The organism is Patescibacteria group bacterium (assembly GCA_041651355.1).
Taxonomy (GTDB): Bacteria; Patescibacteriota; Patescibacteriia; order Patescibacteriales; family UBA12465; genus JAPLVX01.
In genome coordinates this window covers 630,104-649,001 of record JBAZJK010000001.1, presented here as the reverse complement: position 1 = coordinate 649,001, position 18,898 = coordinate 630,104, and the positions used below count along the sequence as shown (strand labels likewise).

The following is an 18,898-nucleotide window of genomic DNA, read 5'->3' as shown; positions in this document are numbered from 1 at the left end:
CTTTTTCTTTTATTCTTTCTCTTCTTCTTTTTTTGATTCAATAACACTAATGATGAGAAGAGTTAGCGAAACCATAAACATCGCTATTATGATAAAACCCTTTATTAAAGAGAAGTTTAACGTTTTAGCGATTTGATCATTCGAATAGGGATTACCTACGAATATGCCTATCACGACAGCAAAGGCAAGGAAGCTGACGGCCAAAATCAAAAAGATGTTAGAATTTTTCATGTTGATAGAATTAGGGTGAGAGATAAGTTTTTTAAGGATCGATATTAAAATCAAATATTAAAATAATTAAAATAATATGTCAAGTACAAAAGATTTCATTGTCGAGCAGATAAAATCTCAGATAGCAGATTTTAAGGCTGATATTAAAGAAAAAAGTGTCGGAAGAGTTTTGAAGATCTCTGACGGCATCGCTTTAATTTCTGGTTTGTCCGAGGCAATGATGAGTGAAATTCTGATCTTTAAAACCGCCGAGAGAGAGGTAACTGGGGTTGCTCTTAACTTAGAAGAAAATTTAGTCGGAGCTATTATTTTGGGTGAATATTCCCTTATTAAAGAAGGCGATGAAGTACTTTGTACTAAAAGGATCTTGGAAGTACCGGTAGGCGAGGCGGTTATTGGCCGGGTTTTAAATCCTTTAGGCGAGCCTTTAGATGGCAAGGGCAAAGTCGATACTGATAAGTTTTATCCGGTAGAAAAAATTGCCCCCGGTGTTATTACCCGCGCCTCAGTTAAAGAGCCGGTGCAAACCGGCATCAAATCGATTGACGCCATGATTCCAATCGGTCGCGGTCAGCGCGAACTCATTATCGGTGATCGCCAATTAGGCAAGACAGCCATTGCCATCGATACGATTATCAATCAGAAAGGGCAGAATATGAAATGTATTTATGTCGCCATCGGTCAGAAGGAATCAAAAATAGCTAACATCGTTTCTAAACTGACTGAGACCGGAGCGATGGAGTATACGACCATCGTTTTAGCCGGCGCTTCTAATTCCGCCTCCTTATTATATATCGCCCCTTATGCTGGTTGCGCGATGGCTGAATATTTCTTAGATAAAGGTGAAGATGTTTTAATCATTTATGATGATTTATCCAAGCACGCCGTGGCCTATCGCGAAATATCTCTGTTGCTCCGCCGCCCTCCAGGCCGTGAGGCCTACCCGGGTGATGTTTTCTATCTCCATTCCCGTTTATTAGAACGCGCTTGTAAATTGAATAAGGATTACGGCGGCGGTTCGATTACCGCTCTACCAATTATTGAGACCCAGGCTGGCGACGTCTCTGCTTATATTCCAACCAATGTTATTTCTATTACCGATGGTCAGATTTTCTTGGAAGGCGATCTTTTCTATCAAGGCAACCGTCCGGCCGTAAATGCTGGTTTATCCGTTTCTCGTGTCGGCTCCAGCGCCCAGATCAAAGCCATGAAAAAGGTGGCCGGCAAGATGCGTTTAGAGGCGGCTCAATATCGCGAGCTCGCTGCCTTCGCTCAATTTGGTTCCGATTTGGATGAAGATACCAAGAAAAAATTAGAGAGAGGCAAGCGTTTGTATGAAATATTCAAACAGGACCAGTATCAACCCTTGGAAGTGGCTAAGCAGGTTATTATCTATTATTCCCTGATTAACGGCTTGATGGATAATGTCCCGGTAGACAAGGTGAGAGAATTCGAAGCCGGCTTATATCAATTTGCTGATTTGAATGATGGAGTTTTGAAATTGATTAATCAAAAGAAAGAGTTGGACCAAGAGATTGAAGATAAGATTAAATCTTTGGTCGAAGATTACAAGGCCACGCTTGATTATTTGCTTTAATTTTTTACTATGGCTAAAACCAAGGAAATTTCCCGCCGCCTTAAATCCATTGGCAATACCAAGAAGATTACCAAAGCCATGGAAATGGTTGCTGCTGCTAAGATGCGTAAAGCTATCGAGGCTGTTTTAAAGACTCGTACTTATGCTAATTTAAGCTGGGAGACGGTTTTGAATTTGGCCAACATCGCTAAGAGCCGCAATGAATCAATCCATCCTTTGTTAAAGCCCAGAAAGAATATTAATAAAGTAGCGATCATCCTGATTACGGCTAATCGCGGCTTATGCGGCGGTTACAACGCAGCGGTGATCAACAAAGCTAAAGAGTCAATTACTAAACATCCTATCCCCACGGATTTCATTTTAGCCGGCAAGCGCGGTCAGGCGGTTTATGCTCAGAATTTTACGGTCGCGGCTGAATTTGAAAAAAGTGAACTATTGAAAGATGCCAGTGAGATCTATCCAATTGTCAAAATGGTTTTAAGCGATTACGCTCATAAAAAATATGATAAGATTCTTGTTGCCTACACTGATTTTATCAATCCGGCCAAGCAAGTGGCTCGTGTCAAGCAGTTATTGCCGATTGAAACGGAAAAGACTGAGCAATATTTAGGCATCGTCAGTTCAGAATCAAATGTCGGGGCCAGTCCAGAAATGATTGCCGCTAAAAACAAGAAGCATCTAAGCGGTGGAGATTATTCATATGAGTATACTTTTGAACCCGGGCCTCGAGAGGTTTTAGATAAGATGATTCCGCGCTTGATTGAAGTCCAGCTGTATCAGGCTTTTTTAGAAGCTAATGCTTCGGAACATAGCGCTCGGATGAGCGCCATGCACCAAGCGACTGAAGCAGCCGAAGATATGTCTAAAGAGCTAACCCTGTTCTATAATAAGGCCCGTCAGGCCGGTATTACTAATGAGATTGCCGAAATTTCAGCCGGGGCGAATGCTTTGGCGGAATAAATATGAAAGATAGCTTGGTTTCTAAAAATTTAATAGAGAATAAGATATTCGTTATCAGAGATGAAAAGGTTATGTTAGATAAGGATTTGGCTTTATTGTATGGCGTGGCTACAAAAGTTCTTAATCAGGCAGTTAAAAGAAATATTGATCGTTTTCCAGTTGATTTCATGTTTCAATTAACTCTGGAAGAATCCAGGTGTCTAAGGTCACAAATCGTGACCTTGAAAAGAGGTTCTAACATCAAATATTTGCCTTATGTTTTTACTGAGCACGGGATTTTAATGCTTTCCAGTATTTTAAAGAGCAAAAAAGCAGTTCAGACAAATATTGCTATTATGAGAGTATTTACTTTAATGCGTAAACTATCTTTTTCCTATGAATTATTAGATAAACGCCTATCTGTTTTGGAAAAAAGGTATAGTCGACAGGACGTTAAGATAGGGGAAATTATGGAAGCGATTCAGCGCCTAATTTATGGTAACCAGAATGTCAAACGTAAAGAAATCAAAGGTTTTACCGCTTAACTTTTATCAATAAAAATAATTTTAATATTATGAAAGATTCTAAACAAAATTCCGGAGTCATCAAGCAAATAATCGGCGTGGTCGTCGATGTCTATTTTGAAGATAAGTTACCGGAAATATTTAATGCTTTAGAGATTGAACGGCCGGGTCAGAAGCTGGTCTTAGAGGTGGAACAACATATTGGTTCTAACCTAGTCAGGACAGTGGCCATGGGTTCGACTGATGGCTTAAAGCGCGGCGACAAAGTGATTGACACCGGCGCGGCGATTTCTGTTCCAGTCGGCGAGGAGACCTTGGGCCGTATCTTTAATGTTTTAGGCGAGGCAGTAGATGGCGGAGAAACGCCTAAGACCGTTAAAAAATATCCCATCCATCGTTCGGCTCCAAAATTCGTCGATCAGTCAAATAGCACGGAAATATTAGAAACCGGCATTAAAGTCATCGATTTAATCTGCCCGATCGTTAAAGGCGGTAAGGTGGGCATGTTTGGTGGCGCGGGCGTTGGTAAGACGGTCGTTATCATGGAACTTATCCATAACGTCGCTTCCGAACACGGCGGTTATTCTGTTTTTGCCGGAGTTGGGGAAAGAACCAGGGAAGGCAATGATTTATTCCACGAGATGAAAGATAGTGGCGTTATCGATAAGGTATCCATGGTCTTCGGCCAGATGAACGAACCACCAGGTTCACGCGCTCGGGTTGCTTTAAGCGGTTTGTCAATCGCTGAATATTTTCGTGACGAGAAGAATCAGGATGTATTGTTTTTCGTAGACAATATTTTCCGTTTCACCCAGGCTGGGTCCGAAGTATCGGCTCTTTTGGGCCGTATGCCTTCAGCCGTCGGTTACCAGCCGACCTTGGCCACTGAAATGGGTGAACTTCAAGAGCGTATCACTTCTACTAAGAACGGTTCGATTACTTCGATCCAAGCCGTTTATGTGCCAGCCGACGACTTGACTGACCCGGCTCCCGCTACGACTTTCGGCCATTTGGATTCGACTGTCGTTCTTTCCCGTTCTCTGTCGGAATTGGGTATTTATCCGGCGGTAGACCCTTTAGATTCATCTTCAATTATTTTAGATCCGAAAGTCGTCGGACAAGAACACTATGAGGTGGCTCGCGGCGTGCAGAAAATTTTACAAAGATATAAAGATCTGCAAGATATCATCGCCATCTTGGGCATGGAGGAATTATCAGCCGAAGACAAGCTACTGGTCGCACGCGCTCGTAAAATCCAGAAATTCTTATCCCAGCCAAACTTCGTGGCAGAACAATTCACCGGCCGACCCGGTAAATATGTTAAATTAGTGGATACGGTCCGCGGCTTTAAGGAGATATTAGATGGCCAGCACGACGATAAGCCCGAGGATAGTTTTTATATGGTAGGCGGCATTGAGGAAGTCGGCCGCGTTGAATCTAATTAGAGCTCCTATGTCTAAGACTATAAGATTTGAAATCGTGACCCCGGAAAAAGTGGTTTTAAAGGAAGCCATCCTTCAAGCTACCGTTCCGACGGCTAGCGGAGAGATAACGATTTTGCCGGATCATATTCCCTTGGTTTCCATCTTAAAGCCGGGGGTCTTAGAGGTAAAGAAAGAAGATGGGGCGATTGAGATCATGTCGGTTTCCGGAGGATTTATTGAAGTCTTAAAAGATAAAATCGTTATTTTAGCCGATACCGCCGAGAGAGCCGAGGATTTAGATGAAGAAAGAATCAACTTGGCCCGACAGCAAGCCGAGGATAATAAGAAAAACGCTAAATTCAAAGAAGATGTCGAGTTTACCGATTTATCCGCTCGGATTGAAAAAGAATTAGCTCGAGAGAGAGCTCTGAATAAATGGCGAAAATTACGACCTAGTTCTAAATAAATTAAATTAATATTTAGCCAGTAAAAAATAAAAACAAGACTATGGAACAGAGAATTGACAAACAGATCGAACATGACAGCGTTTCGATTGAACGCAGCTGGGCGGAAACTAGCCAGAATGAAATCATTAAACGCTTGTCTGCGGGCGAAGAACTCCAGAAAATTTTAGAATCCTTGCCGGGATTCTCTGAAAGTTTCGCTGAAGCTCTAGATACCATCGACTGTTCTGACGGCCGGGTGCTTGATGGACGCAAGATCGGAATCGCGGGCTCAGGACTCTTGTTGCCGAAAGAAGAGAGGGCTAAATTCATCGCTCTTTATAAAGGCAAGATAAAAAAAGTGACCGCTCATGCTGATTGTGGTGCTGCGGCGAAGAAATTTTCCGAACTGAGAAGCCTGTCTCCGGAAGAGATCCCGTCGACCATAGGTAGTCCTGATGATTACGGCGTCTATTGTGCGCAGAGGTTAGCTGAAGAGTTAGGGGCTGAGTATGAATTTTTAAATCGGGAAGAGATGGCCAGCGAAAACCATAACGAGCGAGCCATAATTCTTGATCAAAGCGGACGTTTTGATTCTTCTAGTTTAAAAGGCATGGTGCCTCATTTTGTTTCGACTGGCGCCGGTTTAGGGTTCAGTCCGGAATATATGAAGGCAGAATTGGAAACTTTAAGCGGAATCGCTTTGGGTGACCATGGCTTTGGTTCTCGTTTTGACCAGGCTCATCCTTTTTATATCTTTGTCGCCGCCAATGATTATGCTGATTTAGCGGAATGGGAAAAGCTAGCACGCGAAGCAGTGCAGAAATTCGGTGACCGCGTCCAAGTTAAAGGTTTCGTTAGGCCCGGAGATCCAGAAAATAATTAGCCTAGGAGTCTTTTTCTTGATACTATAAAACCCCTCAAAAAGGGGTTTTTAAAATAGGAAATATCTTATTACAGCATTAACCAGGCAAAAACTATCAAGCTGAGGATTATTCGGTACCAGCCGAAGGAGATGAAATTATTTTTTTGGATAAACTTAATGAAGAATTTTACCCCGAGGATAGCGGTGATAAAAGCTGCCGTAAAGCCTAGGCCTAGCAGGGATATTTCCGGACGAGAAAAATTCCAAGCGCTTTTTATTAAATCTAAACCGACCGCGGCGGCCATAGTGGGGATGGCTAGCATAAAAGAGAACTCTACCATTGTTTTCCTCTCGATCTTCTGCGCCAAGCCGCCAACGATGGTGGCGCCAGCTCGAGAGACGCCGGGAATGATGGCCAAAGCCTGGCAACAGCCGATGATAAAGGCTTGTTTGTAGCTGATGTCAGAGCTTAGTGCTTTGTCTTTGGTGTAGAATTTTTTTTCGAACCAGATTAAAACAACTCCGCCAAGCAAAAGGGCGGTGGCGGCGATATAGTTATTTCCCAGAAGATAGATTTTCACTACCTTGTATAAAGCGAAACCGATGATGGCAGTCGGGATAAAAGCCACGGCTATCTTTTTTACTAAAGGCCAATTACTGATGATTCTTTTAAAATAAAGGATGACTACGGCCAGGATAGCGCCTAGTTGGATGAAGATGTTAAAGCTCTTAAGGAATTCTGTACTAGGGATTTTTAAGAAATCACCGGCGAGCATGAGGTGTGCCGTAGAAGATATGGGTAAGAATTCAGTTAAGCCCTCAATTATTCCTAAAACCAAGCTTTGGATGTAAGTCATATACTTATCTATTATCGCCGCTGCCGCCAATCACATTCCTTTCTAAGCGGGACATTAATTTATCAAGATTGGTTTGAGCCACCAAATCTAGGTCGAGATTAAGTTCAGAAGCAATTTGAGCAACATACCACAAAACATCCCCGAGTTCTTTCTTTATTTCCTCTTTATCAATTTCTTCCACCACTCCATTTTTATCTCTGATTATTTTTTTTACTTTCTCAGCTACTTCGCCCGCTTCTCCGGATAGCCCCAGGGTAGGGTAGATAAAATTATTGCCTTTATTAGGGTAGATGGCTGTTTTTTGGCTGTTCTCTTGGTATTCTCTAAAAGTCATATGATTATAATGTTTAAATTTTTTCTGTTTTTAGCCTATTTATTGTACTACAAAAATAACTTTTCCTGTATATTGACAAAAGCGTGTAAGTGTGATATAATAGTACTATTCTTTGAAAATTAGATAAAAATAAATCAATAAAACACAAAAACCCAGAACATGAAGAAAATCACAGTTGCCACGCTTTTCGCTTTCATTAGCGTTACTAACCTGTTTGCCCAGATGGAAAATATCAAGGTAGACGAAGAGGTTACGATCAACCAGCTCTATGCTGGAGCCCTCAGTTGGAATTCTTTCAGTGTAGATAGCTTGTCTGCTACTAACACCACCAACTTCCGTGTTGGCGCTCTGGCTACCTGGCGCCCATCCTCTTTCTTTGCCATCAAGGCTATGTCGGTCTACGATAGGACAAATAAGACTGACTGGGCCATGAACCAGTATTCCGTGGTTATCAACCCGACTAAGGCTCTCACCATCTCCCTGGGGAATATGGGCACCCTTGTTACCGAACAGCGTCCCCTGCCAACTTCAGCTGGTGGTCAATTCGAGACTTGGACTGAGTCCAAGATCCCCGGAATGGCAATTTGTGCCAAGGCAAGCTATAAAGCTAATGATAACCTGACTATTGGTGCCGGCGTGGCCCAAAGAAACGGAATGGCTGAATACCAGGCCAAGATTGGATACAAAAAGATCGTTGCTTCCGCTTTCTATAATGAAGGCGACAAGAAACTGGGCACGGTCTTAACTGCTACCATCGGACGTGTTTCTAACGTTTTTGTCTGGCGCCAGGACAATCTGGTGAGCAATTTTCTCCAGGTTGATCTGGGACATGGCTACTCAGTAGTCAGTGATACTGGATATGATCTGGTAAAGAAAGACCTCGTGAGAGGCGAATGGGGCGGAATCAAGTCCTTTAAGAATAAGTATTGCGGCGGACTTTTCGTCCTGACCTATTGCCACGAAGTCCGTGGCATTAATGGATACTTGTTTATCCACCTATAAAGAAGAAAAAATATCGATCCTTGAAAAAGGGGCACTGTCTCAAAAACAGGCCCTTTTTTTATATCTTGACAGCCGTTCGCCGAAGCTATAGAATATTATAATGTTTAGCAGTCTTAGCTTTAGATTGCTAAGCGCAATTATTAATTAAAAATAAAAATATGAACCTAAAACCATTAGCCAACAACGTCATCGTTAAGGCTCTAAAAAAAGAAGATGTGACTAAGTCCGGCATCGTTTTGCCCGATTCCAGCGATGCTAAGCCGGAAAAAGGCGAGGTAATCGCCGTCGGCCCGGGACGGATTTTAGACAATGGCCAGTTAGCAGCCATGAATGTCAAAGTCGGAGACAAGGTTATCTTTAAGAAATATTCTCCCGATGAAGTTAAAGTTGATGATGAAGAATATCTAGTCTTAAGCGAGACTGATATTATCGCAATTATTGAATAATAATAATTTAAATCTACCAATATGCCTAAACAAATAATTTTCGATGAAAAAGCCCGCCTAGCTTTAAAACGCGGGGTGGATCAACTAGCTAACGCTGTTAAAGTCACTCTTGGCCCCAAGGGTCGGAATGTGGTGATTGATAAAAGCTATGGAGCGCCGATTATCACTAAAGATGGCGTGACCGTGGCCAAAGAAATTGAGCTGGAAGATAAGTTTGAAAATGTCGGTGCTAGCATTATTAAAGAGGTTGCCTCTAAAACTAATGATGCGGCCGGTGATGGTACCACTACCGCCACCGTTTTGGCCCAAGCGATTATCCAGAACGGATTAAAGCTCGTGGCCGCCGGAGTTAACCCGATTGAAATCAGGAAGGGGATTGAGAAGCGAGTAGCCGAGATTGTCAGTGAACTGAAGAATTTAAGCCAGGCTATTTCTACGCCAGAAGAAATCGCTCAAGTCGCCTCTATCTCTGCTAACGATGAGGAAATCGGCAAGATTATTTCTGAAGCTATGACTAGCGTCGGTCAAGAAGGCGTAATTACAGTTGAAGAAGGCCAATCTTTCGGAGTAGAAAAAGAAGTGGTGGAAGGCATGCAGTTTGACAAGGGCTATATTTCTCCTTATATGATTAGTAACCAAGACACTATGAAAGCGGAAATGTCTGATCCATATATTCTAATTACTGATAAGAAAATCAGCTCTATCCAAGAAGTCCTGCCTCTTTTAGAAAAAATTATCCAGAGTGGCAAGAAGGATTTAGTTATCATCGCCGAGGATATTGATGGCGAGGCTCTAACTACTTTTGTTTTGAATAAATTACGAGGAACTTTCAACGTCTTGGGTGTAAAGGCTCCGGGTTTTGGTGACCGTCGGAAAGCGATGTTAGAAGACATCGCTGTCTTAACCGGGGGTCGGGTAATTTCTGAAGATTTAGGCTTGAAATTAGACAAGACAGAGCTTAGCGACTTAGGTCAGGCACGTAAAGTCGTTTCCGCTAAAGATAATACTACTATCGTTGAAGGACGCGGAGATGAAAAAGATATTAAGGCTCGCATCGAAGCTATTCGTAAAGAAAAAGAAATGGCTGATTCTGATTTTGATAAAGAGAAACTCCAAGAGCGTTTGGCTAAATTAGCTGGTGGAGTGGCTGTAATTAAAGTGGGAGCGGCCACTGAAACAGAAATGAAGGAAAAGAAATACCGCATCGAAGATGCTCTAAATGCAACTAAGGCCGCAGTCGCCGAGGGGGTTGTCCCTGGTGGGGGCTTAGCTTTAGCGGTTGCTTGCTATGGTCGAGATTTTCTTAAGTTTGAAAATGAACTCAGGGATTCCAGTGGAATCAGCGTAGGCGAGAAGATTATTAATCAATCAATCTTAGAACCGATCAAGATGATTGCGGCTAATGCCGGCGTTGATGGCGCCCTGATCTTCCAGAGAATCATTGAGGAGAACAAAAAAGCAAAAAATATCATGGGCTATAATGCCGCTAGCGGGGAATTTGTGGAAATGATCAAGGCTGGTATAGTTGATCCGACTAAAGTAGTCCGATCAGCTTTAGAGAATGCTGCTTCAGCCGCGATGATGTTTCTAACGACCGAGGCTGTTATTGCTGATAAGCCGGAAGAGAAGTCTTGCGGGCATAAGCATGATCATGGCCAAGGAGCTTATGGAGATATGGGGATGATGTAATCTTAGCTAATACATAATAAACAAAAGGGCCAGAGATGGCTCTTTTTGTTTAATATTGACATAATTAATAAAAAATGCTTTAATATCTTCATTAATAATGCCAAATCTCAACGGCCTAGTAGTTGAGTAATAGCTATTTTAAAATCTATACACCATGAACGAAATGTGTGCCGCTCTCGGAAAAGGGCATGAGTTCTTCTTGGCTCTTAAAAAAGCCGGATTCACTGACGAACTTTGTCAGGAAATCATAAACAGCCGCGACAATGCGCTGGCTAAAAAGATGTACGCAGTAGTTACCGGACAGATAGACCCGGTCAAAATCGATGTTAATTCGGCTAAACCCGAACAATCCGGGTTCCTGCTCAAAATTGACTATTCTCTCACTCTGGAGCAAATGATTGCCGCTGGTCGTTATGACTGGAATAACGGCGACGTTAATGCTAGAAATTTCCCCTTGCCAGTAGAACTATCCGGGCAAAGCCTTCAGGTCCAAGCCAAGCTTTTCCATTTCGGCCACAGTATCAGTAGTCAGAAAGCCATTGAAGAAATGGATAAACAAGGCTATCGTCCTGCCACCTTGGTCGAACTGCTCGCCCTGGGCGCATCATACCCAGACTTGCAGAGAAAATTTCCCATTATCGCCCTGGGTTCTATTTGGCAGAATGCCAATGGCAATCGCGACGCGCCTTTTCTGGATGTCGACGACAACAGGCGTGAGCTCAATCTCAACTGGTTTGACAATGACTGGGTTGGGCGTTGCCGTTTCCTGGCTGTTTGCAAGTAAGCGCTTAGCGCTTTAACTCTTAGCCCTCGCCCTCAGTCTCTTAGCTCTTTGTAAAAAACCGCTTCTCAAGTTGAAGAAGCGGTTTTTTTGTAGATAAAAATATGCTAAGATGACTTTGGATAGTAGGCGAATCAGCTTACGGTTACGGCTGTAAGCGGCCGAATTCTAAAATAATATTTTGGTCAGAATAATCAATTAAACGGTTGGTTAGCGTGCCGGTTATTATTTTTTAAAAATAAAATACTTGGCGTTTCCCGCTGGCGGATTTAAAAATCCCAAGTTATATTCAACCCCGACGAAATATTGAAGGGGTGGTGGCCAGGAAGGCGGGAGACGATTTTTTACTGGGTTCTATTTGGCAGAATGCCAATGGCAATCGCAACGCGCCTTATCTGGATGTCGACGACAACAGGCGTAAGCTCAATCTCAACTGGTTTGACAATGACTGGAATGAGAATTGCCGTTTCCTGGCTGTTTGCAAGTATTTTGTTTTCCCGCTTCTTTGAAGCGGGTTTTTAAAACAGTTTTTTCCAACCACCTATAATCTTTCCAACTTCGGCTAGGGAAGCACTAAGTTGCAGATATTTCTTGTCATCCAAGGATTTATTTTGCCAGCTAATTTGGAGGAAAAATTTTAAAGTGTCCAGCTCTATTATCGCTTGGTTAATGAATTCTAGTTTCTGGTCGCGGTGAGAATATTTGGCCGCTAGAATTAATTTTAATGTTTCAGTAAAAAGATTGTCTATCTTGATTCCTAAGGAATAACGATGCAAACGTGACATTTGCAAGAAAGAAACTTGCCAAAAAAGATAGGCTCCATTTAATTTTGTGAGAATTGAAAAATTTTTATCGGGGGGGGGTAATATTAGCATATTTTACATGAGTAAAAAATCATTAATTAAATTTTCAGAGATAAGTAATGGCGAAAATTTGTTAGCGGCTTGGCGCGAATTTATTATTGGTAAGAAAAATAAAAAAGATGTGATAAAATTTTCCTTACATCTGGGCGATAATATTTTACAACTTCAGGTTGAGCTTGCCAATGGTTCGTATCAACACGGAGGATATCAAGATTTTTATGTCAGCGATCCTAAATTAAGACATATTCATAAAGCCAGCGTCCGTGATCGTCTCGTCCATCATGCCGTTTGTCGCCAACTTTACCCGTTTTTTAGTCAGCTTTTTATTGCCCATTCTTATTCCTGTCAGCTAGGCAAGGGGACGCATCGAGCCGGGCTGGCATTTCGTCGCGCTAGTGGAAAAGTTAGTTTAAATAAAACTAGAACAGTCTGGGTTTTGCAGGCGGATATCAAGAGATTTTTTGATAGTATTGATCAAGAAATTTTGATAGTCATTTTAAGGAGATATATTGATGATGAGAGGATTATGAGCCTTTTAGAAAATATTATTAGGAGTTTTTCTTGCCAGCCCGGTAAAGGTTTGCCCTTGGGTAATCTTACCTCACAATTATTCGTTAATATCTACCTGAATGAATTTGATCAATTTGTAAAAAATGATTTGAAGGTAAAATATTATTTTCGTTATGCCGATGATTTTGCCATATTATCTGACAATTGTGATTATCTGTCAGACAAGCTGACCTTGTTAGAAGGTTTTTTGCGAGAAAGATTGAAACTAGAACTCCATCCAACCAAATTGCATCTAAAAACTTTAGCTAGTGGTGTTGATTTTCTTGGGCATATATATTTTCCCGATTACTATATTTTAAGAACCAAGACTAGGCGGCGGATGTTAAGAAAGATGTCTTGTCGTTCAGAGCCGGCGAACTTAGCTTCTTATTTAGGGCTTTTAAGTAGTGGCCAGACCTTTAATTTGAGAAAGCGTTTATTAGATATTTATTGGTTATATTCCGATTAAATTACTATTTGGAAGCACCTTATTTATCTGCTATAATATAACTATTAAAGATAAACTTTTTTATTTTTTATTATGTCTCATAATTGTTGTTGTCCGCCAGTTCGGAAGAGCTGTAAAACTAAAGCGGCTAGCTCTAAAAAGCCAGTCTTAGTAGCCGTTTCTGGCTATTTTAATCCCCTACACGTCGGTCATCTAGAGATGATCAGTAAGGCTAAGAAGTTGGGGGATAAATTAGTGGCGATCGTAAATAATGATAAGCAGGTGGCCTTGAAGGGTAGCGTGCCTTTTATGCCGGAAAAGGATCGTTTGGCGATTGTAGCAGCTTTGCGTGATGTCGACCAAGTATTTTTATCGACCGATAAGGACAAGACGGTTATTAAGTCTCTAGCTAAGCTGAAGCCAGATATTTTTGCTAACGGCGGTGACCGTCACAATATTAATGATGTGCCAGAATACGAGGTTTGCAAGAAATTAGGGATTAGGATGGTCGATGGTTTAGGTCGGAAAATTAGAGCTAGCTCGCATTTGATTGCTCGAGCCGCAGAATTAAAAACTAAGAAGAAGTAGTTATGAAAAAGTTGACCCGTTATCTCATCCTGAGCGGCTGGATTATTTTTTTGACTGGTATAGTGGTTTGTCTGTTTAATCTTAAGTTGATTTATCATACTTTTGTCATCCCCAATGAGAAGAAATTACCAGTTTCATGGCGCAAGGTGATTGAAAAAGTTACGCATCGTGACTTAGAAAACAAAATTGTTTATCAAGAGGAAAAGACCATTAAGGTTCTCGAGGGTTGGAATATTCGTGAAATCAGCCAGTATTTCGAACGTGAGGGTTTGTGGCCAAGCGACGAGCTTCTAAGCTTAACCGGCTCCCCTAAGTATGATTATCGCCAGGAAAAATTAGCTGATTGGCCCAAGGATTATTCCGATCGTTATGATTTTTTAAAAGATAAGCCGAAGTATTATAGTTTAGAGGGCTTTCTTTTTCCTGATACTTATCGTGTCCACGCCTCCTCCACGGCCGAAGAGGCGATATTCAAGATGTTGGATAATTTCGGAAAAAAGTTAAGTCCGGAGATGAGGAAGGAAATCGCTAATCAGGGTCGTAGCCTGTATCAAGTTGTTATCATGGCTTCAATTTTAGAAAAAGAAGCGCCCTTTGATTCTAATGACAAGGAGAACCGCGAGGCGCGCCTAATCTCCGGCATTTTCTGGCATCGCCTAAAGATCGGCCAAGCCCTGCAGTCTGACGCCACCCTGTCTTATTGGTTCGGCGACAAGAATAGCCGGCACAGCGGCGCCCAATTAGAAGTTAATACCCCCTATAACACTTATAAATACCCCGGTTTGCCACCTACTCCGATTTGCAACCCCGGGCTCTTAGCTCTAGAAGCGGCAGTCTATCCCATTGATTCCGATTATAATTATTTCCTGACTCCAAGTGATAGTCGCCAGGTCATCTTCTCCCGTAGCTTCGAGGAACATGTCGCTAATAAATTGAAATATCTAAAATAAATATATGTTCGATTCCGTTAAGCCTGAATTCAAGCTTAATGAAAAGACCGTTTTGAATCGCAATCTGGGCCGTAAACCGCGTCGGCCATTCCCTTGGAAGCCGGTAGTTTTGGCTGTGGCTATCCCGCTTTTAGTTATAAGCGTCCTTTGGCCTAGCTTTAATTGGCTGAAGGGAGTTTATCTTAATTGGCGTCACCCCGCTCCCTCTGCCCCGGAACTAGCCAGTGATTTGCCACGCCTAGCTAACAGCCTGCCCAATGAAGATAACGCTGCGACCAGCTCGAGTTCTAATTTCGAGGAGAAGGTGAAGATTGAATATCTTAGCTTCAATGATTTTTATAAAGCTCCGTCCGATGATTATAATTACGACCCGCCGGCTTATAGTTTGCCGATAAATTCTAAGACGGAGGTCGCTAATTATTACGAAGTTTCTCGGCAGTTTAACCTAGACCCAGTCTTAGCTAATCTTAACCAGGACGGTTTGGCGTTCATTACTAATCCTTGGGATAAAGATATTAAGGATTTCTACGGTTTGTATAAAAAATTAGCTGAGCAAAAAGTTCCGATCTTGGTTACGAATGATTTTATCACCTATCATTATCAAAACAACCTGAAGCAGATCTTTAAGGATATAGAAGAGAATGTCTTTTATGAGAATCTTTGGAATATAAACAAAGATTTGTATATGGTAGCTAAAAAGCGCTACGAAGATCACGCCGCTCAGGCGAATGGTTCAAATGATCCAGTCTTGGAAGCTGAGCGCTTAGAGTTAGCTTATTTAGCCGTTGCTTTAGAGCTCTTAAAACCGACGGCGGCCCAGATAAATTCCAATAAAGATTTAGTTTTGGTTGATAAGTTTAATTCCCGCGAAGTAGAATATTTTAATTTTCCCTTGCCGGCATACCTGCAAGCCGATGTCAGCCGGGAATTAGGCCTGATCAGGGAGGCAAAAGAAAAAGCGGCTAAGTCGCCGGTCATGTCTTATCCTAAGAACTATACCAGCTTTGCCGTCCCGGCCGAATATCGCAGTAATGCCCGCCTTAATAACTTCTACCTCTCTCTGCGTTGGCTTAATTCAGTTTGGCCCTTGAATTATAAGAGCGAAGTCTGCCCTGACTGCCTATTGGATAAGGACGATTGGCGGATTAATCTGACCGCGGCCTCTTTCTTGGCCAAAGATTTTGCCGCCGATCCTCAGTTAAAACAGCGTTGGGCCAGGATCTATAAGATCATGTCTTTCTTTAAGGGTTTGCGCGATGATTTTAGCTATGTTCTCTACCATGATCGCTTGGTCGCTCTTTTTGGCGCTGACTACAATCCGGTTGATTTATTTTCCGCTAGTAATAATGAGGCCGAAGATAATCTAGACAAATTGCGCCAGGATCTCCTAAATAGAAGTTTTATAGAGATCGCCGGCGGTTTTAATGGTAATGAAGCTGATACTAAACCCGACTTAGGTTTAAAAATCATCGCTGATTTTTATTGGCCCAATGATTATATTTTTAAGAATTTGACCCGTCCTGCCGCCGGCGATTATATCGGCGGTAATGCTCGCGGAGCGATTACGGCTTGCCGCCAAGGCAATGCTTACCAGCGTTGCTATGGCATTGCTCTGGATGCCATCTCCTTGATTTATCCGCCTTTAGCCGGTAATCAATATTGGCAGAATAATATCAGTTATGCTAATTATGACGCTAACATAGCGGTCATGCGCGATAAGATAGATCAGGGGCAAATCTGGCATGCTAATAACTATTGGTCGACTTTAGCTTATTTAAAAACCGGATTGGAAAATAATTTCCGTTATCCGCCTGCCCAGGCTGCTTCCCAGCTCTGGCAAAGCCGCTACCTAAATGGCGCCGTGGCTACCTGGATCAACCTACAATTACCTTTGGATAAACTGAGCTTGCAATCGCCGGGGACTAGCGGCGGCCTGAAGACCTCAGCTTCAATCATGAATAATGTTTACGTGGAACCTAATCTAGGACAACTGGATGAACTTATCGCTCAAGCCGAGATGCTTCAGGGAATGTTTCAAGCTTTAAATCTGAGCGAAGAGGCCAATATCGTTAATCTGAATCTCAGGGTTCTGCTTAGCCAACTCCAAGATTTGCGCGGGATTATAAAAAAAGAGCTCAGTGCCACCAGCTTGAGCCCGGAAGATAAACAGACTATCCTTAATTTTATCCAATCTTATAAGACTGAGCAGTTAGGTAATAAGCAGTTGACTTTGAATTTTAATCTAGCGGAAAGGCGTTCTATGCGTGAAGATTTGAGCCGCCTCAAATTCATGTTATTAGTCAGCGAACAGGATGGCCGTCTGGTTATGTCGGTCGGTCCGGTCTTCGACTATCAAGAAAGCCGTCCGCAGTAATTAGCGCTTATAGCGGAAAACATAGATTTCTCCTTTATTTATCGATTCAAAACTATCAGCCTCTAGTTTGGCGTTTTCGATGATCCGGCGACTATCTTTCCAATATTTATTAATGACAAAATAAGCTTCGTCGACCCCGACTAAGTCCATAGCTTTAAGCACACTGGCCCGGTCGGGTTTTTTGTATACCATATCAAGATAGAATTGGTATAAAGGTCCGCCGGTCGGTATCGGGTAGAAATAGATCGGGCCTGATGGACTAGGATAATAATGATCGAAACCCAGTTCTTTCAAAGCCGCCGCGCTAGTTTGCTGGTTAGCTAGGACCACATAATCCCCTTGGCTGTTTTTATCTATGAAGTTGACGGCTTCGATATCGGCCCGGCTAACAGCGTAGCCCCGAGAATTAAGGTAATTATCCCGCCTGGGGTAGGAAGTATACAGAGAGACGCTGAGCAATAAGGCAAGAAGAAGCGACCAGATGATTTTTTCCAATGGCTTGGCTTTAAGGACTTTAGTCATAAAGGACTCTATTAGCCAGAGAAGGAAGGGCAGTTGAAAAATGACCAGGATGACCAAGAGCCGCCGTGCATAATTATTCTGTTCATAATCTATCAAGCTATTGAAAGATAACAGATTGCTAAGAACCCAAGCGATTGCGATCCCAAGCGAGGCTAAATTTAAATAGGCAAAACGGGAATCTGTTGGCCGCGTTTTATAGTAATTATAAAGTCCGAGTGCGACTAAGATTGCAATCAAACCCGGATAGTTAAAATAGATGAAGTAAGAAAAATTAAGGAAGATATTTTCCTGGTTAGGGAAGAAGGAACTAGGCAGCCATAATTGGCTGATTATATCGGACCAGGCGTTTAATTTAAAGCCGCCACCGGTGCTCGCATAGAAAGCTATCGGCCAGGATAGGCAGAAAAGGCTGAAAATTATTCTGATAATAAGTTTTCGCCTGTTGTTTGGCACTAGGTTTCGGTATTTATCAAAAGCCAGAAAGGCTAGCCAGCCTAAACCAGCCAGGCCGGCTAGAGGATGGACAGCACAGGCGGCTAAGCTAAAAATGGTACTTACTGTTAAATTTTTTTTCTGATCAAAAGAGGCTAAGAGGCTAAGGATTAAGAATATATAGGCTAGATTTTGGGGAGTGCTAATAATGAAGATAGAAAATGGTAGGGCTAGTAATCCTAGTATTGCCAAGAGAATTGTATTATTAGATTTAGCATCACCCTTGAAGCTCGTGAGGAATTTAGACAAGGCGGCGGGCAGGAAGATGGCGGCTATAAATGGCACTAGGAGGCGATTAAGCCAGTAGATGGAGAAACCGAAGATTTTATGCAGGCTGATTATGAGGCTGTACTCCCCCAGATAGTATAGCGGCTTCGGATCGACGCTGCCGTTTTTGGCAATCAGTTCCAAAGTAGCTTGATGAATGAAAGGGTCAAAGCCGTAGTTTATTTTATAGATTAGCAAAGCCACGGAGAAATTGATTAGGTAGTGAAATGTCAGGCAAACCAATTTCACGTTGGTCCTTATATATCTCCGGCTAAGGATGAAGATAAGCGTTAGATTGAGCAGAATAAAGAGTGGCCAAAAATAACCCGGCACTATTTCCCAAGGTGAAATCAAGGGGCGGTCGCTTTGTTTGGACCACAAGATATAAAAAAGGGCTAGATAGATAAGGGTGTAGGTGGCTAGTAATATCAGGTTTAGAAGATTTTTTTCTGGCTTATCCTCCTCCTTTGTTTTTTCTGGTTTGTCCCTGAATAGCCGTTTCATTATAAAAAGCCAAGCCGACACACTCAAGGCTAGTGTGATTACTAGGCCGAAGCGATTTAGGGCGTAGAAGTAATAAATGCCGGCTCCAAAAATAGCTATCAGGCTCAGTAATAGGCCGAAACTTTCTAAATTAAGGAAATTTGTGATTTTTTTTCTTGGCATAAAAGCTCTTATTATCATAGCAAATTCTTGCTAAAAGTGGTAATTTT

20 protein-coding genes are annotated in these 18,898 nt (G+C 42.2%); 15 read left to right on the top strand and 5 right to left on the bottom strand.

Going from position 1 to position 18,898, the window contains the following annotated elements:
* Positions 1-9: 9 nt before the first annotated feature.
* Positions 10-231: a hypothetical protein gene (locus WC441_03335; GenBank protein MFA5163537.1), complete on the bottom strand. Its 222-nt coding sequence runs from the start codon at positions 229-231 to the stop codon at positions 10-12.
* 76 nt (positions 232-307) lie between these two features.
* On the opposite strand from WC441_03335, the gene atpA reads away from it, so the two are divergent.
* From atpA to WC441_03305, 6 genes are read left to right on the top strand one after another with little or no spacing between them, the layout of a single operon-like run.
* On the top strand, positions 308-1,828 hold the full coding sequence (gene atpA / locus WC441_03330; protein MFA5163536.1) for a F0F1 ATP synthase subunit alpha: 1,521 nt from the start codon (positions 308-310) through the stop codon (positions 1,826-1,828).
* Between the two features lie 9 nt (positions 1,829-1,837).
* On the top strand, positions 1,838-2,788 hold the full coding sequence (gene atpG / locus WC441_03325) for an ATP synthase F1 subunit gamma (GenBank protein ID MFA5163535.1): 951 nt from the start codon (positions 1,838-1,840) through the stop codon (positions 2,786-2,788).
* 2 nt (positions 2,789-2,790) lie between these two features.
* Positions 2,791-3,312, top strand: coding sequence for an ORF6N domain-containing protein (locus WC441_03320; protein ID MFA5163534.1), 522 nt, complete (start codon positions 2,791-2,793; stop codon positions 3,310-3,312).
* 29 nt (positions 3,313-3,341) lie between these two features.
* On the top strand, positions 3,342-4,736 hold the full coding sequence (gene atpD, locus WC441_03315) for a F0F1 ATP synthase subunit beta (protein MFA5163533.1): 1,395 nt from the start codon (positions 3,342-3,344) through the stop codon (positions 4,734-4,736).
* A gap of 7 nt (positions 4,737-4,743) precedes the next feature.
* Positions 4,744-5,181, top strand: a complete 438-nt coding sequence (gene atpC, locus WC441_03310) for an ATP synthase F1 subunit epsilon (GenBank protein ID MFA5163532.1) — start codon at positions 4,744-4,746, stop codon at positions 5,179-5,181.
* A 41-nt stretch (positions 5,182-5,222) separates the two neighbouring features.
* Positions 5,223-6,044, top strand: a complete 822-nt coding sequence (locus WC441_03305; GenBank protein MFA5163531.1) for a hypothetical protein — start codon at positions 5,223-5,225, stop codon at positions 6,042-6,044.
* Between the two features lie 68 nt (positions 6,045-6,112).
* Here the strand turns inward: WC441_03305 and WC441_03300 are convergent, their stop codons facing one another.
* Together WC441_03300 and WC441_03295 are read right to left on the bottom strand one after the other, a co-directional pair.
* Positions 6,113-6,880 (bottom strand): undecaprenyl-diphosphate phosphatase, encoded by a 768-nt coding sequence (locus tag WC441_03300; GenBank protein MFA5163530.1) that lies wholly within the window; start codon positions 6,878-6,880, stop codon positions 6,113-6,115.
* A gap of 4 nt (positions 6,881-6,884) precedes the next feature.
* Complete coding sequence (locus WC441_03295) at positions 6,885-7,214, bottom strand: nucleoside triphosphate pyrophosphohydrolase family protein (protein MFA5163529.1); 330 nt, start codon at positions 7,212-7,214, stop codon at positions 6,885-6,887.
* Between the two features lie 159 nt (positions 7,215-7,373).
* Here WC441_03295 and WC441_03290 point away from each other — a divergent pair, with 159 nt between their 5' ends.
* From WC441_03290 to WC441_03270, 5 genes are all read left to right on the top strand, one after another.
* Positions 7,374-8,216 (top strand): hypothetical protein, encoded by an 843-nt coding sequence (locus WC441_03290; GenBank protein MFA5163528.1) that lies wholly within the window; start codon positions 7,374-7,376, stop codon positions 8,214-8,216.
* Positions 8,217-8,374: 158 nt separating this feature from the next.
* Positions 8,375-8,662 (top strand): co-chaperone GroES, encoded by a 288-nt coding sequence (locus WC441_03285; GenBank protein ID MFA5163527.1) that lies wholly within the window; start codon positions 8,375-8,377, stop codon positions 8,660-8,662.
* Between the two features lie 21 nt (positions 8,663-8,683).
* Entirely contained in the window at positions 8,684-10,351 is a 1,668-nt protein-coding gene (gene groL / locus WC441_03280; GenBank protein ID MFA5163526.1) for a chaperonin GroEL, read from the top strand.
* A gap of 154 nt (positions 10,352-10,505) precedes the next feature.
* Complete coding sequence (locus WC441_03275) at positions 10,506-11,135, top strand: hypothetical protein (protein MFA5163525.1); 630 nt, start codon at positions 10,506-10,508, stop codon at positions 11,133-11,135.
* Positions 11,136-11,446: 311 nt separating this feature from the next.
* Complete coding sequence (locus tag WC441_03270; GenBank protein ID MFA5163524.1) at positions 11,447-11,641, top strand: hypothetical protein; 195 nt, start codon at positions 11,447-11,449, stop codon at positions 11,639-11,641.
* A 9-nt stretch (positions 11,642-11,650) separates the two neighbouring features.
* Here WC441_03270 and WC441_03265 read toward each other — a convergent pair whose 3' ends face one another.
* Positions 11,651-12,007 (bottom strand): four helix bundle protein, encoded by a 357-nt coding sequence (locus WC441_03265; protein ID MFA5163523.1) that lies wholly within the window; start codon positions 12,005-12,007, stop codon positions 11,651-11,653.
* A gap of 7 nt (positions 12,008-12,014) precedes the next feature.
* Here WC441_03265 and WC441_03260 point away from each other — a divergent pair, with 7 nt between their 5' ends.
* The 4 genes from WC441_03260 to WC441_03245 all read left to right on the top strand — a co-directional run bounded on the left by WC441_03260 (position 12,015) and on the right by WC441_03245 (position 16,904).
* Complete coding sequence (locus tag WC441_03260; protein MFA5163522.1) at positions 12,015-13,013, top strand: reverse transcriptase/maturase family protein; 999 nt, start codon at positions 12,015-12,017, stop codon at positions 13,011-13,013.
* Positions 13,014-13,085: 72 nt separating this feature from the next.
* Positions 13,086-13,580, top strand: coding sequence for an adenylyltransferase/cytidyltransferase family protein (locus WC441_03255; GenBank protein MFA5163521.1), 495 nt, complete (start codon positions 13,086-13,088; stop codon positions 13,578-13,580).
* Between the two features lie 2 nt (positions 13,581-13,582).
* On the top strand, positions 13,583-14,530 hold the full coding sequence (mltG, locus tag WC441_03250; GenBank protein ID MFA5163520.1) for an endolytic transglycosylase MltG: 948 nt from the start codon (positions 13,583-13,585) through the stop codon (positions 14,528-14,530).
* Between the two features lie 4 nt (positions 14,531-14,534).
* Positions 14,535-16,904, top strand: coding sequence for a DUF3160 domain-containing protein (locus WC441_03245; protein MFA5163519.1), 2,370 nt, complete (start codon positions 14,535-14,537; stop codon positions 16,902-16,904).
* Here the strand turns inward: WC441_03245 and WC441_03240 are convergent, their stop codons facing one another.
* A complete protein-coding gene (locus tag WC441_03240) occupies positions 16,905-18,851 on the bottom strand; it encodes a hypothetical protein (GenBank protein ID MFA5163518.1) in 1,947 nt (648 codons plus the stop codon).
* Positions 18,852-18,898 lie beyond the last annotated feature (47 nt).